This is a genomic window from Exiguobacterium sp. NPDC077395, assembly GCF_050269125.1.
In the GTDB taxonomy this organism is placed as follows: domain Bacteria; phylum Bacillota; class Bacilli; order Exiguobacteriales; family Exiguobacteriaceae; genus Exiguobacterium; species Exiguobacterium aestuarii_A.
In genome coordinates this window covers 737,023-751,085 of record NZ_JBNNHU010000001.1, presented here as the reverse complement: position 1 = coordinate 751,085, position 14,063 = coordinate 737,023, and the positions used below count along the sequence as shown (strand labels likewise).

14 protein-coding genes are annotated in these 14,063 nt (G+C 48.9%); 1 reads left to right on the top strand and 13 read right to left on the bottom strand.

Translation table 11 applies throughout. The annotated features are described in order from the left end of the window. Positions 1 to 5 precede the first annotated feature (5 nt). The 5 genes from ACQKD4_RS03835 to ACQKD4_RS03815 form a co-directional block, all read right to left on the bottom strand. A complete protein-coding gene (locus ACQKD4_RS03835) occupies positions 6 to 1,352 on the bottom strand; it encodes a bifunctional metallophosphatase/5'-nucleotidase (protein WP_427372521.1) in 1,347 nt (448 codons plus the stop codon). Positions 1,353 to 1,361: 9 nt separating this feature from the next. Then, complete coding sequence (locus tag ACQKD4_RS03830; protein ID WP_214746239.1) at positions 1,362 to 2,207, bottom strand: DUF72 domain-containing protein; 846 nt, start codon at positions 2,205 to 2,207, stop codon at positions 1,362 to 1,364. Between the two features lie 11 nt (positions 2,208 to 2,218). Then, on the bottom strand, positions 2,219 to 3,400 hold the full coding sequence (locus tag ACQKD4_RS03825; protein WP_214782026.1) for an MFS transporter: 1,182 nt from the start codon (positions 3,398 to 3,400) through the stop codon (positions 2,219 to 2,221). A 105-nt stretch (positions 3,401 to 3,505) separates the two neighbouring features. Then, complete coding sequence (brnQ, locus tag ACQKD4_RS03820; protein ID WP_214746231.1) at positions 3,506 to 4,825, bottom strand: branched-chain amino acid transport system II carrier protein; 1,320 nt, start codon at positions 4,823 to 4,825, stop codon at positions 3,506 to 3,508. A gap of 204 nt (positions 4,826 to 5,029) precedes the next feature. Beyond that, positions 5,030 to 5,302, bottom strand: a complete 273-nt coding sequence (locus ACQKD4_RS03815; protein WP_427372520.1) for an acylphosphatase — start codon at positions 5,300 to 5,302, stop codon at positions 5,030 to 5,032. 92 nt (positions 5,303 to 5,394) lie between these two features. On the opposite strand from ACQKD4_RS03815, the gene ACQKD4_RS03810 reads away from it, so the two are divergent. Beyond that, entirely contained in the window at positions 5,395 to 6,777 is a 1,383-nt protein-coding gene (locus tag ACQKD4_RS03810) for an alanine/glycine:cation symporter family protein (RefSeq protein ID WP_214760106.1), read from the top strand. Positions 6,778 to 6,813: 36 nt separating this feature from the next. On the opposite strand, the gene ACQKD4_RS03805 is transcribed toward ACQKD4_RS03810, so the two are convergent. The 8 genes from ACQKD4_RS03805 to sufC form a co-directional block, all read right to left on the bottom strand. Continuing rightward, positions 6,814 to 7,797: an L-lactate dehydrogenase gene (locus ACQKD4_RS03805; RefSeq protein ID WP_214741547.1), complete on the bottom strand. Its 984-nt coding sequence runs from the start codon at positions 7,795 to 7,797 to the stop codon at positions 6,814 to 6,816. Between the two features lie 104 nt (positions 7,798 to 7,901). Next, positions 7,902 to 8,324 (bottom strand): DUF6678 family protein, encoded by a 423-nt coding sequence (locus tag ACQKD4_RS03800; protein WP_427372519.1) that lies wholly within the window; start codon positions 8,322 to 8,324, stop codon positions 7,902 to 7,904. Further along, entirely contained in the window at positions 8,321 to 8,755 is a 435-nt protein-coding gene (locus ACQKD4_RS03795) for a hypothetical protein (protein WP_427372518.1), read from the bottom strand. Before ACQKD4_RS03795 ends, ACQKD4_RS03800 begins: the two co-directional genes overlap by 4 nt. A gap of 69 nt (positions 8,756 to 8,824) precedes the next feature. Next, entirely contained in the window at positions 8,825 to 10,222 is a 1,398-nt protein-coding gene (gene sufB / locus ACQKD4_RS03790; protein WP_047795116.1) for a Fe-S cluster assembly protein SufB, read from the bottom strand. Positions 10,223 to 10,241: 19 nt separating this feature from the next. Next, complete coding sequence (sufU, locus tag ACQKD4_RS03785) at positions 10,242 to 10,676, bottom strand: Fe-S cluster assembly sulfur transfer protein SufU (RefSeq protein ID WP_026825487.1); 435 nt, start codon at positions 10,674 to 10,676, stop codon at positions 10,242 to 10,244. After that, on the bottom strand, positions 10,666 to 11,886 hold the full coding sequence (locus ACQKD4_RS03780) for a cysteine desulfurase (RefSeq protein ID WP_031422927.1): 1,221 nt from the start codon (positions 11,884 to 11,886) through the stop codon (positions 10,666 to 10,668). The genes sufU and ACQKD4_RS03780 overlap by 11 nt, the downstream gene beginning before the upstream one ends. Before the next feature lies 1 nt (position 11,887). Beyond that, positions 11,888 to 13,156 (bottom strand): Fe-S cluster assembly protein SufD, encoded by a 1,269-nt coding sequence (gene sufD / locus ACQKD4_RS03775; protein ID WP_214693478.1) that lies wholly within the window; start codon positions 13,154 to 13,156, stop codon positions 11,888 to 11,890. Between the two features lie 12 nt (positions 13,157 to 13,168). Further along, positions 13,169 to 13,930: a Fe-S cluster assembly ATPase SufC gene (sufC, locus tag ACQKD4_RS03770; protein WP_143180266.1), complete on the bottom strand. Its 762-nt coding sequence runs from the start codon at positions 13,928 to 13,930 to the stop codon at positions 13,169 to 13,171. Between the last annotated feature and the right edge of the window lie 133 nt (positions 13,931 to 14,063).

The window sequence follows — 14,063 nt, the reverse complement described above, 5'->3', positions numbered from 1 at the left end:
CGGCTCTATCCTTTTCGAATGACCTCATGACGAGCGACAATTGTCTCTCGCAACACATCCCTTAGTAATTCCGGCATGAAATATCGCTTCGGCTGGTCTGCTAAGTATGGAAGGAGCGGTCCAAACGTCAACATATCGACCGTCGCGACGCGATACGTCCGATTCGGTTCTAGCTTTTCTCCCATGACGTAGTACTGACCGTCCCGCTGTTCGATTTGATACAGACTCGGCTCACCGAGTACGGTGCCTCTGAATCCTAGACCTCTGACGTGCATATTCGTGAACGTTTCCTCGTTTACGTCATGTAAAAATCGTTCGAGTGTCTTACCGTCAAGCGTCAGGACACATGGATTGATTGGATGTGGGCAGATCCGATGCAACATGTTCAGCGTGACTTTTCCTGGAGCGAGACCGTCTAGGACGACTCCAGACGGAATGATTCCGACATCGGCTGCACACCATTCGACCATCCCTTCTACAAGCAACTCACTAAGCGGAGAATGCCCGAACCAATCAGATGCATATCCTTCTGTTTCTGCGATTGTGATATCAAGGAGGCGTTCGGCATCTGCCCCTTCTGTATCTAACAAAGCCAACGTATCTGGACTATCTGATTGTTGTGACAGTTCGTGGAGGCGAGCTTCTTTCGAAACGACTCCTGACTCATCGAGCGTCAGCGTCACTTCCCCGACATACTTCCCATATTTCCCGGCTTGTGCAATGAGCACTCCGTTCGTCGTCACGCCTTCATCTAAAACGTGATGCGTATGGGCCCCGAGGATGACGTCAATGTCAGGATACATGTCTGCTAATCGTTCATCCCCGAAGAAACCGAGATGACTGAGTGCGATGATGACATCACATTGTGCCAACCGCTCTAGCGCTCGCTTTGTCGCTTCATAAGGCGATTCGATTTGCCAACCAAGTTCGGGATACAACTCTTCATAAGGGGCTGTGACACCAAATAAGCCAATTTTCAACCCATCACGCTCAAGAACAAGCGTTTCTTCGACCCAATCTGGTCGCGACCCGTCTGCTTCATACACATTCCCAAGCAAAATCGGGAACGTCGCCTCTTCATATAGATCGGCTAACCAATCGTGTGGAAACGTGATGCCTTCATTGTTTCCAATCGTGACGGCCGTCGGTTGAAGTCGCTCGAGTAAGCGAACGTTCAACTTCCCACGCGTCACTTCAGTCGCCGGATGTGTGCGATCGGCATGATCCCCTAAATCAAAGTAGAGGGTATCGTCCGTGCGACGTTCTTCTAGAAATGAAACAAGTTTCGGCCATTGGTCGAACTTTGAGTGAAGATCATTGTAATGAAAAATAGTAAGTTTCGTCACGGCCATCCCTTCCTTCTAAAACAGACTAATTTGTCTAGGTGCAAGCTCGTATTCGAGCCCAAGAATTTCAATCAAACGTTTGGCGTTCGGAGCCGCGTCCCCGGCCGAGTTGTTGTTAAAGTATACATACACATCTTTCGCTTCACGGTCAATCTCGCGGAGCGAGGCGGCGAGTTCCTGAAGTTCTTCCTCACTATAGCGATACAGACAACGGACGTGCCGCCATTCTTGACTCGTCATTCCCGGTTTCTTGAGCCAACCTGACGTATTGCGTCCATGTAATCGAACGACGGCTACCTCAGGGTGCGTCACGACCGGCACGAACGGAATACTGCTCTCTTTCGTCTGTGGCTCGTCACAAATCGTATTGATGAATCGCTGTTCCTTTAAAAATTGGAGCGTACGGTCTCGGAACGCTTCAGAGAACCAAGTCGGGTTACGAAACTCGATGGCAATCTCATAATCAGAGAGTTCGGCACGGAGTGTTCGTAAATAGTCGAGATGTGGTTTCGATACGTCGAACCAAGGTGGTAGCTGGACGAGCACTGCCCGCAATTTCCCTGCCTGTTTCAATGGATCGACCGAAACACGATAACGCTCAAACAATTCAATAAGTGGTGTTTTCGGTTCACGGTCATGTCCGCTCATTTCCCGGGAAACTTTGACGACGAATTGGAAATGGTCCGGCGTCTCGGCATCCCACTTCTCGAAATTTTTCACGGGTTGTATCGCATAAAATGTCGAATCGACTTCAACGGTCGGGAAATGACCCGCGTACGTCGATAGTTTATGTTTTCGTTCCTCTGGGGTCGTGTATAACAAATCGTGGTCACCCCATCCAGTCACACCAACGTAAATCATAGCGTCCTCCTTTATGACTCCGAAATGACGGTCGCTTTCCGTTTCGACCAGTTCCATGTGCCTGTATACGTAATGAGCAACAAGACCAGCCCCATGATGAACGGATAGCGCATATCAATATCAAACGCAATACCCGCGAGTGTCGGTCCTAAAATATTTCCGATGCTCATATAGGCGTTGTTCATCCCCATCGCGAGTCCCTGCTCGTTTCCGGCAAGTTTTGAGACGAGCGTGTTCAATACTGGGCGCAAGATCGACGTTGACAAGAAAATGACGAGTGTCACTGCAAAGAACAACATATACGTTCCCGCGAAGAGCGATAATAGGAAACCAAACGCCGCGAGCGCGATGAAGGCGAGAACGACTTTGACCTCTCCCATCAACTCGACTAAACGGTCTACCGCGAACAGTTGGACGATGACACTGACAACGCCCGTTCCCGTCACCATAATCGCAATCTCTTGAGGCGTCGCGCTGAACATTTCACTGACGTATAATCCAAGCACTGATTCATACGCCATGAGTCCGAACGCCATGACTAAGTTGATCAATAACACAAAGAAGTATGGTTTACGTGTCGACATGACCAATTGTGTCGGTAATGATTCCTTTATTTTCGGTGCCACGTAAGGAGCACGGTCCGGTTCTTTTAAAAGAAGAACGGATGAAATGACAGCAATGAACGAAACGATTGCTGAGACGAGTAGTGGTGTCTTTAGCCCGAACTCGGCAAAAAATCCACCAATCCCTGGTCCGACGACAATTCCTAATGACATTGCCGCGGAAATATAACTGTTTCCTCGCGCTCGCTGTTCGAGCGTTGTGATATCCGCCACATAGGCAAAGATGGCCGGAATCAATAACGCGGCCCCGACTCCCCCAATGGCACGCGACACGAGCAGGATTGTTAAATTATCCGATAGGTAGAAGACGCCCATCGAGATGGTAAATCCGATGAGACCTAAAATAATCATCAAGCGACGACCATAAACGTCTGCCCATTTCCCCGCAATCGGTGACATGACGAGCTGAGCACCCGCGAATACGGAAATCATCAATCCGGCAGCGGTTCCCCCTTCGCCAATCATCTTTAAGTAATCCGGAATAATCGGGATGATGATCCCGAAGCCGGCGACGGCGATAAACATATTTAACATGAGGATCGCCAATTGATTTTTTTGTTTTGTTGTCAACGCATGTCACTCCCTTTTCATCTTTCCATTTTACTGTTTGAGCTCACATATGGGCAAACAATAAGACAGAAAAAAGCCCATCCTTGACCAAAGGATGGGCTAGACTTATGAGATGCGTGACTGAGCAAGTGATTCTTGCGATGCACCCTTCGGAAGAAGGAGTGTGATCGCATAGACAATCATCGTTGGAACCGCCCAAGCAAGACCGATTTCCGCCATTGGCAAGCTTGAGATCCAAGAAGTGACCGCAGACGGCTGGATGCCATTCCACGTCTCAAACAACGAAAGAACGAGTGCCGTGTAAATCGTAGCCTTCATCGCCACACCAGGGTTGCGTTGAAGTCGTTCTGTCACCGACACGAGCACGAGCGCGATCATGACCGGATAGAGAAGCGTGAGAAGCGGGACCGCGATTTGGATCAACGTGCCCAATCCGACGAGTGAGATCAAATAGCCGAACAATGTAGTCGCGATGACGACATGGTGGTATTTGAGTGAATCAAACTGGTTGCTGATGAAGCGTGAGAACTCTGAGATGAGTCCGACCGCTGTCGTCAAACAAGCGAGGAAGACCGCTAACCCGAGAGCGAGCATTCCGACTTGGCCGTATGACGTACCAGCGAACGCTTGGAGAAGGCTTGCACCACTCGTTGTTCCTTCTGCGACCGTCATATTCGCACCGATTGATCCGAGCGAGATGTAGACGAGCATCAAACAGGTAACAGCGAGCATCCCTGCAGAGCGAAGGAGTGAAGACGCTTCTTTTTGGTCACTCAATCCATTGGCTTTCAACGTGACGAGGACGATTGCCCCAAAGACGAGGGCCCCGAATACATCCATCGTCAAATAACCTTGTTGGAAACCTTGGCCAAGTGCGCCAACCCATGTCTCAAACCCTTCTGCTGGAGCTCCTGGCTCTCCGAGTGGAGCGACAAGGTTCGTGATTCCAATCGCTGCGAGCAAGAACAAGAGGATAGGTGTGATGATTCGTCCGATGACTTCAATCAACTTTTGAGCACGAAGCGTCAAGAAGAACGTCAACCCGAAAAAGACGGTCGAACTCATCGCAAGTGTCAAAGTTGAAGGTGCATCGAGAAACGGAACAAGTCCCATTTCATACGTGACAGCAGCCGTACGTGGGATTCCGAAGAATGGCCCGATGGCTACATACATCAATCCCGTCAAGACGAGCGCGAGACGTTTTGGAATATAACGAGCAATTTGGTCTGTTCCGCCGCCTACCCGAGCGACTGCGAACAAAGCAAGAAGCGGTAAACCGACACCCGTAATGACGAACCCGATCATCGCCGGTACGAGGTTTTCCCCCGCCAAGGCGCCGAGCTCTGGTGGGAACAGCAAGTTCCCGGCCCCAAAGAATAAAGCAAAAATCGTAAACGCTAACGGGAACAATGTCGATTTTTTCATACAACTACCTCCATACACTTGATATTCCGAACGACTTAACAAAAAAATAATAACTAAATTTTCTGACAATATATCGCTTGGTCTATTTCATTATACACACTTCCTATCGTTTGACCACCCCATCTCCAAAATTCGAGGTTTAATTTTTTGAAATGTAGATTTCACAAAAAAATCCCCCTTCAGCACGAAGGAGAATGTAAGCGTTTAATAACGAATGTCAAACTTCTGGAATCCTTGATCATCTGTTTTCGCTTCGTCAATTCGCTCGACGCCGACGAAACGATTTCCGTCTTTTAAAGCATTTTGAAATGACTCGATGTCTTCATTTGTGCCTTCTACATGAAGTTCGACCGTTCCGTCATTCAAGTTTCGCACCCATCCTTTAATTCCGTATTGGCGAGCTGTCTCTTGGGAAAAGTATCGAAATCCGACGCCTTGGACACGTCCAGATACAATCAAATGTTTAGCGACTCTCATTCTATATTCCTCCTTTATTTTGACAAAGATGTTTAGAGGTCCTTACTTTAGGAAACAGTATTTAAGTAAAATAATGGAATTGGAGTGGTTATATGAATGCAGTTATCGATATCGTCACGAGTTTTTCAAATTGGCTTTGGGGTGTGCCTATCATCTCGTTACTCGTCTTGTCCGGTGTGTTTCTTACTATCAAACTTGGTTTCTTTCAGTTTCGTTATCCAATCTACATATTTAAGCAAACGTTCGGCAGCATCTTTAAAAAACCAAAAGGTGAAGGCGACATAAGCCCAAGACAAGCCTTAACGTCAGCGCTTTCTTCAACAGTCGGGGCCGCGAACATCATCGGTGTACCTGCAGCGATCATGTTCGGGGGACCGGGTGCCATCTTCTGGATGTGGGTCATTGCCATCATCGGCATGGCCATCAAGTTTTCGGAGAGCGTACTGGCCGTCCACTATCGTGAAAAGAATGACGCCGGCGAATTTGTCGGTGGACCTGTTTACTACATATCAAAAGGACTTCGTTGGAAATGGCTTGCGACTTGGTTCGCCTTTGCCCTCATGATTGAACTCATCCCGAGTATCATGGTACAGGGGAACGCTGTCAGCTCCGCAGTTCGTGAGACGTTCAATGGAAACACGCTCATCACCGGCATTGTCGTTGCCGTTCTTGTCGGCATCATCGTCTTCGGTGGTTTGAAACGGATTGCGAAAGTGACCGAGATCGTCGTTCCTGGGATGGCACTCGTCTACGTCGGAGCCGGACTCATCATCGTGTTGATGAACTTGTCTGAGATTCCAAACGTGCTCAGTCTTATTTTCTCTTACGCGTTCGAGCCGATGGCCGCGTTCGGTGGTTTCGCCGGAGCCGCAGTCGCTGAGACGATTCGTTGGGGCTTCGCCCGAGGACTATACTCGAATGAAGCGGGTCTCGGGACGGCACCAATCGCTCATGCCGCTGCACAGACGGATCATCCTGTACGCCAAGGATTCTGGGCGGTCATCGGAATCGTCATCGATACGTTGATCATTTGTAGTACGACAGCCTTCGTCGTCTTGTCTTCAGGTGTTTGGACGGCTGATGGGGCAATGGAAGATCCAGCCGCGTTGACGACAATCGCCTTCCGTGAATACTTTGGGTATACGGGAAGTTTACTCGTCACGATCTCCCTCATTTTCTTCGTGCTTTCGACGATCATCGTCATCATCTTTTACGGCTCGCGTCAGGCGGAGTATTTGTTCGGTTTGACGGCAGGAAAAATCATGAAGGCCGTCTATATCGTCTCCATCGTTATCGGTTCGATCGGAGGCGCTCAAATGATTTGGAACTTCCTCGACTTGATGCTCGCGATGATTCTCATCCCGAACATGATTGCCGTATTGTTACTCAGTAGCGAAGTGAAGCGACTAACGACCGAATTCTTCACGTCCGAGAAGTACTATAAGAAAGATATCGCCGAAGAAGAGGCGTCTTAACCAACAATCCGACTGCTCACGCAGTCGGATCTTTTTTTAGGATGCTGGTTCGACTTTCTCGATTCCAGCCTTGATGGCTTGTACCGAAGCATCAAACTTCTGTTGTTCTTCGTCCGTCAATTCAATCTCGATGATCTTGCGAATGCCGCTCCGGTCAATCAAGGCCGGTACACCGATATGCACGTCACTCGCCCCATACTCGCCTTCTAAATGAGCCCCAATCGTGACGACGGAATTTTCATTTCGAACGATGGCCCGGATGATACGTAGCAAGCCGACCCCAATCGCATAATAAGCGGCACTCTTATACTCGATAATCTGATAAGCAGCATCGCGTACATCTGTATAGATGGATTCCAAGTCCTCAAACTGATACTTTTCGTTCTCTGCCAACAGTTCATCGATACTCTTTCCATAGATGCGCGCGTTGTTCCATGCGACAAATCCCGTATCGCCATGTTCCCCCATATAATAAGCGTGGCAGTTTCGTGGCGACAGTTCGAAATAGTCTCCGAGCTTGTAACGGAGTCGCGCCGTATCGAGGACGGTCCCTGACCCGATGACACGTTCTTTCGGTAGACCCGATGCTTTCCAAGCGACGTGTGCCATGACATCGACCGGGTTCGTCGCGACGACTAAGATGCCGTCAAATCCACTCTTCATCAAGTCTTGTGTCACGGTGCGGACGACTTTCGCGTTTTGCTCAACGAGGTCCATCCGCGTTTGACCGAGTTTTTGCGCCGCACCTGCCGTGATGACGACGATATCTGCGTCTTTACAATCCGAGTAATCCCCTGCCCAAATTCGGACCGGTGTCGGGGCGAACGAGATGCCATGATTCAGGTCCATTGCCTCCCCTTCTGCTTTGGCATGATTCGAGTCGATTAAGACGAGCTCTTCACAAAGGGCTGCCGTTGACAATTGATAAGCAAAACTGACCCCGACCCAGCCTGCACCGATGACGGCGATGCGAGTGATGTCTTTCGGGTCAATATCATCTTTATGTGGAATACGTGTCATGTAGATCCTTCCTTTCCATGAATCATTCTCTTATTTAGCATACCCGACTCTTCCATCTTTAACGACAAAAGCCGCATGAAAAATACATGATTACGTTAAATATCCTACTTCGATTCAAAGATTCCTGTATTCCGAACATAACCAAAAATTTGAATCGTCTCACTTTCCAGAATGAACGGAATTTTTTCTCTCTCTAAAATTGAAATGAGTTCGGTGGACATATCACAAACATCTGGGTCAAGAATCACTCCCTTGTAGAGCAGTACGCTTGGTCGCAAACGAATCCATTCGATGGAGCGTAAACGGGATTCCAGCCAAATCTCATCCCACTCTCCCCACAATATTTCATACTCGGATAACGAGTCACTTGGAAATAACGTATCCTCCCCTAAGTATTTCATTTGATACGACGGCGCATGCGTCAACGCTTCAGAAACAGCTCGATTGAGACGTTGCCATTTTGTCTCGTTCATCACCGATGTCAATTGGTGTCTCTCTATGTATTGCAGTTCTTCTCGTCGGTTCATGCTGTTGAACCTTCTATCATAAGCTCTAATTTTTCAATCGTTCGTAACACTTCTTTACGGTTCTGCTTGCTTTTCATCCAAGCGGGTAATCGACTTTCGAGACTACGGTTCGTTCCCTCGCTCGTCCGAATCTTCGCCTCGATATAATTTTTGATATAGTTGAGGTGTTCACGGTTGTAAGCCCATAACACATGACCATAGCAACTTATTTGTAAAAATAGCGGCAAACCAAAATGAACATCGATTGGTTCTCCGACGTACTTCGCACCGCTCTCCTTCATTTGCAAATGACCGCAATGAAGACAACTTAGGCGCACTTCATCATTCTTCTCCCACACATCGGCCTGTCCCCCGCAACTCGGGCAAATGACAAGCATGGAATCCATGAATGAATAAATGTCTCGGCTCTCTAATAAAAATCGGTGGGTCACATTATCGCCTCCTTATTTCATTATACAAAAAACCAGCGAAGCTAAGCTTCGCTGGTTTCAAAGTCACGATTATCCAATCGAACCTTCCATCTCGAACTTGATGAGACGGTTCATTTCGACCGCATATTCCATTGGCAATTCTTTTGTGAACGGCTCGATGAAGCCCATAACGATCATTTCTGTCGCTTCTTCTTCCGAGATTCCACGGCTCATGAGGTAGAAGAGTTGCTCTTCTGACACTTTTGAGACTTTTGCTTCGTGCTCGAGCGACACTTGGTCGTTCAAGATTTCGTTGTACGGGATTGTATCTGACGTCGACTCGTTGTCCATGATAAGCGTGTCACACTCGATGTTCGAGCGCGCGCCCTTCGCCTTACGGCCGAAGTGAACGATTCCACGGTACGATACTTTTCCGCCTTGTTTCGAAATCGATTTCGAGACGATTGAAGACGACGTGTTCGGTGCGAGGTGAATCATTTTCGCTCCAGCGTCTTGGTGCTGTCCTTTACCAGCGAGGGCAATCGAGAGTGTCATCCCACGTGCGCCTTCCCCTTTCAAAATGACGGCCGGGTATTTCATCGTGAGCTTCGATCCGATGTTTCCATCGATCCACTCCATTGATCCACCTGCTTCACAGACTGCACGTTTCGTTACCAAGTTGTAGACGTTGTTCGCCCAGTTCTGGATTGTCGTGTAACGGCAGTATGCGTCTTTGTTGACGAAAATCTCAACGACCGCTGAGTGAAGCGAGTTCGTTGTGTAAACCGGTGCTGTACATCCTTCGACGTAATGAACCGATGCGCCTTCGTCGACGATGATGAGCGTACGCTCGAACTGACCCATGTTTTCCGAGTTGATGCGGAAATAAGCTTGAAGCGGTTGCTCGAGTTTCACACCTTTTGGTACGTAGATGAACGAGCCACCCGACCAAACAGCTGAGTTGAGGGCCGCGAACTTGTTGTCCGTCGGCGGAATCAACTTCCCGAAGTACTCTTTGAAGATTTCTTCGTCTTCTTTGAGTGCAGTGTCTGTATCTTTGAAGATGACACCTTTGGCTTCGAAGTCTTCTTGCATGCTGTGGTAGACAACCTCAGACTCATACTGAGCCGAGACACCTGCCAAGTATTTTTGCTCTGCTTCTGGGATACCAAGCTTGTCAAACGTACGTTTGATTTCTTCTGGTACCTCATCCCATGAGCGTTCTGTCTTTTCAGATGGTTTGACATAGTAAGTGATTTCGTCGAAATCAAGTGCCGAGAGGTCTCCGCCCCATGTCGGCATCGCCATCTTGTTGAAGTGATCCAACGACTTCAAACGGAAGTCGAGCATCCATTGTGGCTCTTCTTTCATGCGCGAGATCGTCTCTACGATTTCTGTCGTCAAGCCGCGGCCTGAACGGAAAATCGAAACGTCCCGATCATGGAAGCCGTATTTATAATCGCCAATTTCCGGCATATTCTTTGCCATATCGGTCTCCTCCTTCTCCTTACGCGTCCTCGTCTACTCCTTTTTCAAGCGCTTTCCACGCGAGCGTGGCACACTTGATTCGAGCCGGGAATTTCGATACGCCTGAGAGCGCCTCGATATCACCGAGGTCAAACGTATCCGTGTCGTACTCTTTGCCTTGAACCATTTCAGAGAAGATGTTAGCGAGTTGAAGCGCCTCTTCTACTGTTTTTCCTTTGACGATTTGGGTCATCATCGATGCCGAGGCGAGACTGATTGAGCAGCCTTCTCCTTCAAACTTCGCATCTTTGACGATGTCGTCTTCGACTTGTAGTTGAAGACGAAGCGAATCCCCACATGTCGGGTTGTTCAAGTCCACTGTCACGCCATCTTCGATGACGCCACGGTTTCTTGGGTTTTTATAGTGATCCATGATGACCTGACGGTACAACATGTCGAGATTATTAAAACTCATAATTGAAATACTCCTTCGTTTGACGTAATCCCTCGATGAAACGGTCGACCTCTTCTTTTGTGTTGTACAAATAGAAGCTCGCCCGTGCCGTCGATGATTGCTTCAAAAGACGCATGAGTGGTTGTGCACAGTGGTGACCGGCACGAACCGCGATGCCTTGCATATCAAGAACGGTCGCGAGGTCATGTGCATGCACGTCCTTCAAGTTGAACGTGACGAGACCGACGCGATCTTCAGGACCGTAAATCTCGATCCCTTCAATCGTTTTCATCTGCTCGATTGCGTAAGACGCGAGTTCACGTTCGTGTGCTTCGACGTTCTCAAGCCCGATTTCTTCTAAGAAATCGATGGCTGCCGCAAGTCCGACCGCCCCAGCAATGATTGGTGTTCCCGCTTCGAAGCGGTACGGGATGTCTTTCCACGTCGATTCATACAAATCAACGTAGTCGATCATCTCGCCACCGAACTCGACCGGCTCCATGTTTTTGAGAAGTTGTTTCTTCCCGTATAAGACACCGATTCCAGTCGGTCCGAGCATCTTATGTCCAGAAAAGGCAAGGAAGTCACAGTCGAGCGCTTGGACGTCCAGTTTACGATGCGGTGCACTTTGTGCGGCATCGACGACCATGACGGCGCCTTTCTCATGCGCGAGTCGAGCGACTTCGGCAATCGGGTTGATCGTACCGAGCACGTTTGAGACGTGGCTCATCGCGACGATTTTCGTCCGATCCGATAAGACGGCTTGAACGGCATCCAATGTGACACGTCCGTCCGGCGTGAGTTCGACGTAACGAAGCGTCGCGCCTTTCCGCTTAGCGAGTTGTTGCCACGGAATCAAGTTCGCATGGTGTTCCATCGGGGTGAGGACGATTTCGTCGCCTTCACCGACATTCGCATCTCCGTAGCTCGACGCGACCAAGTTGATGGCCGTCGTCGTCCCACGTGTGAAAATGATTTCTTCAGGAACCGCCGCATGGATGAACGAGCGGACGCGTTCGCGTGCTCCTTCATACGCATCCGTCGCTTGCGTCCCGAGCGTATGGACGCCACGATGCACGTTCGAATGATTGCGACGATAATAGTCCTCGATCGCCTCGATGACAGCGAGCGGCTTTTGTGAGCTCGCCGCGCTATCAAGATAAACGAGCGGGTGTCCATTGATTTCCTGATCTAAAATCGGAAACTGTTCACGAATCGAGGCGTTCAACATCTTAACGTACTTTCCCTTCGATGACTTCGCGGAGACGGTCTTTGACCGAATCGATTGCGAGTTCTTCGACGACAGGCGTCAAGAATCCGTGGATGATTAAACGCTCTGCCTCTTGGCGAGACAATCCACGGCTCATCAAGTAGTACAATTGAACATCATCGACACGGCCGACTGATGCCGCGTGACCTGCCATAACATCATCTTCATCGATGAGAAGAATCGGGTTGGCATCTCCACGTGCTTTTTCAGAGAGCATCAAGACGCGCTCTGTTTGAACACCGTTCGATTTTGACGCACCGTGGTGAATCATCGATGTCCCGCTGAAGATCGCAGTAGCTGCGTCTTTTTGGACACCGTGAATCAAGATGAACCCTTCAGATGCTTTTCCGAAGTGGTCGGTACGGATGTTGAAGTTTTGTTTTTGTGCACCGCGACCGATTGTCACAGCTTTTGTATCCGAATACGTGTTGTCTCCGACGAGGTGAGTCTTCGTCTCAACGACCGAGTTCCCGTCGTTCATGTGACCGAGCGCCCAGTCAAGGCGACCGTTCGCATAGACGACACCGCGACGGTTCATGAACGTGAGTGCAGATTCAGCGAGCTGATCGACACCACCGAAGACGACTTTTGCGTTCTCTCCAGCGAATACTTCCGTCACGACGTTGACCGTGTGCGGTTCGTTCGTACCAGAAAGGAAGTTTTCGATGTATGTCACTTCACTACCTTCGTCAGCGACGAGAATCGTGTGGTGATAGAGGGCACCGTTCGCCTGTTCCATCGTAAAGATCGCTTGAAGCGGATCTTTCAACTGTGTGTTTTTCGGTACGTAGATGAACGCACCACCGTTTGTGAGAGCAGCGTTCAACGCCGAAAGACGTTCTTCATCGACACGTACGCCTTCTGTCATGAAGTATTTCTCAACGAGCTCAGGATGTTGCTCCATCGCTTCTTTGATTCCCATGAATAAGACGCCTTCTGGCATCGACAATTCGTTATAGACGACATGACCGTTGCGTTCAACGAGCACGTTTGTCCGGTGGTCTCCGAGAAGTGATTCGATGTCAGCTGTCAAACCGTCTTTCGGTTCGAGATTGACATCACCCGCTGCGAAGTCCCACTTATCAATCTTAATCTTTTCAACTTTTGGCAAAGCAAGTGTCGGCGCAAGTTCTGCTGCCTCTTTACGACGGTTGACCATCCATGCTGGTCCGCCGAGCGCTTCTGCACGTGCCGACAACGCTTGTGCATCCAATTCAAATTGTACGGTCATCGTACAGCCTCCTTACGCTTCTGTGTCTACTGTCATTCCGAGTTCTTGCTTCACCCAGTCGTAACCTTCTGCTTCGAGTCGCTGTGCGAGCTCTTTGCCACCAGACATGACGATTTTCCCGTCCATCATGATGTGTACGAAGTCTGGCTCAATATAGTTGAGGAGACGTTGGTAGTGCGTGATGATCAAGCAGCCGAACTCTTCTGAACGCATTTCGTTAACGCCTTTTGCGACAACTTTGAGCGCATCGATATCAAGACCTGAGTCGATTTCATCCAAAATGGCGATGTTCGGTTGAATCATCATCATTTGAAGAATTTCGTTACGTTTCTTCTCACCGCCTGAGAATCCTTCGTTTAAGTAACGGTGTGCCATTTCTGAAGGGATTTCGAGAAGTTCCATCTTCGCATCGAGTTCACGGATGAACTTCATGAGTGAGATTTCTTGACCTTCTTCACGACGTGAGTTGATTGCTGAACGCAAGAAGTCTGCGTTTGTCACACCGCTGATTTCAGCCGGGTACTGCATCGCAAGGAACATTCCTGCTTGTGCGCGCTCGTCGACTTCCATCTCGAGGACATCTTCGCCGTTTAATTCGACGCTTCCCCCAGTGACCTCATAAAGTGGATGACCCATGAGTGCTGATGCGAGTGTTGATTTACCAGTCCCGTTTGGACCCATGATGGCATGAATTTCGCCACCTTTAATTTCTAGGTTAAGACCTTTGACAATCTCTTTTCCTTCGATTGAGACGCGGAGGTCATCAATTTTCATTTGTGGTACGTTAGACATTCGGATACCCCTTCCGTATTTTCTCACCATAGTGAATGGCGTAGATTAGATATATTCTAATCTTAGACTAGTCATTTTTTTATTTCAAGCGACTCACCTTAGAATTCATTCTCAA

Excerpts from the sequence above, each read along its gene's own strand:
- ACQKD4_RS03835 (WP_427372521.1), bottom strand. The coding sequence starts at position 1,352 with ATGGCCGTGACGAAACTTACTATTTTTCATTACAATGATCTTCACTCA.
- ACQKD4_RS03830 (WP_214746239.1), bottom strand. The coding sequence starts at position 2,207 with ATGATTTACGTTGGTGTGACTGGATGGGGTGACCACGATTTGTTATAC.
- brnQ (WP_214746231.1), bottom strand. The coding sequence starts at position 4,825 with ATGAAAAAATCGACATTGTTCCCGTTAGCGTTTACGATTTTTGCTTTA.
- ACQKD4_RS03815 (WP_427372520.1), bottom strand. The coding sequence starts at position 5,302 with ATGAGAGTCGCTAAACATTTGATTGTATCTGGACGTGTCCAAGGCGTC.
- ACQKD4_RS03810 (WP_214760106.1), top strand. The coding sequence starts at position 5,395 with ATGAATGCAGTTATCGATATCGTCACGAGTTTTTCAAATTGGCTTTGG.
- ACQKD4_RS03805 (WP_214741547.1), bottom strand. The coding sequence starts at position 7,797 with ATGACACGTATTCCACATAAAGATGATATTGACCCGAAAGACATCACT.
- ACQKD4_RS03800 (WP_427372519.1), bottom strand. The coding sequence starts at position 8,324 with ATGAACCGACGAGAAGAACTGCAATACATAGAGAGACACCAATTGACA.
- sufB (WP_047795116.1), bottom strand. The coding sequence starts at position 10,222 with ATGGCAAAGAATATGCCGGAAATTGGCGATTATAAATACGGCTTCCAT.
- sufU (WP_026825487.1), bottom strand. The coding sequence starts at position 10,676 with ATGAGTTTTAATAATCTCGACATGTTGTACCGTCAGGTCATCATGGAT.
- ACQKD4_RS03780 (WP_031422927.1), bottom strand. The coding sequence starts at position 11,886 with ATGTTGAACGCCTCGATTCGTGAACAGTTTCCGATTTTAGATCAGGAA.
- sufD (WP_214693478.1), bottom strand. The coding sequence starts at position 13,156 with ATGACCGTACAATTTGAATTGGATGCACAAGCGTTGTCGGCACGTGCA.
- sufC (WP_143180266.1), bottom strand. The coding sequence starts at position 13,930 with ATGAAAATTGATGACCTCCGCGTCTCAATCGAAGGAAAAGAGATTGTC.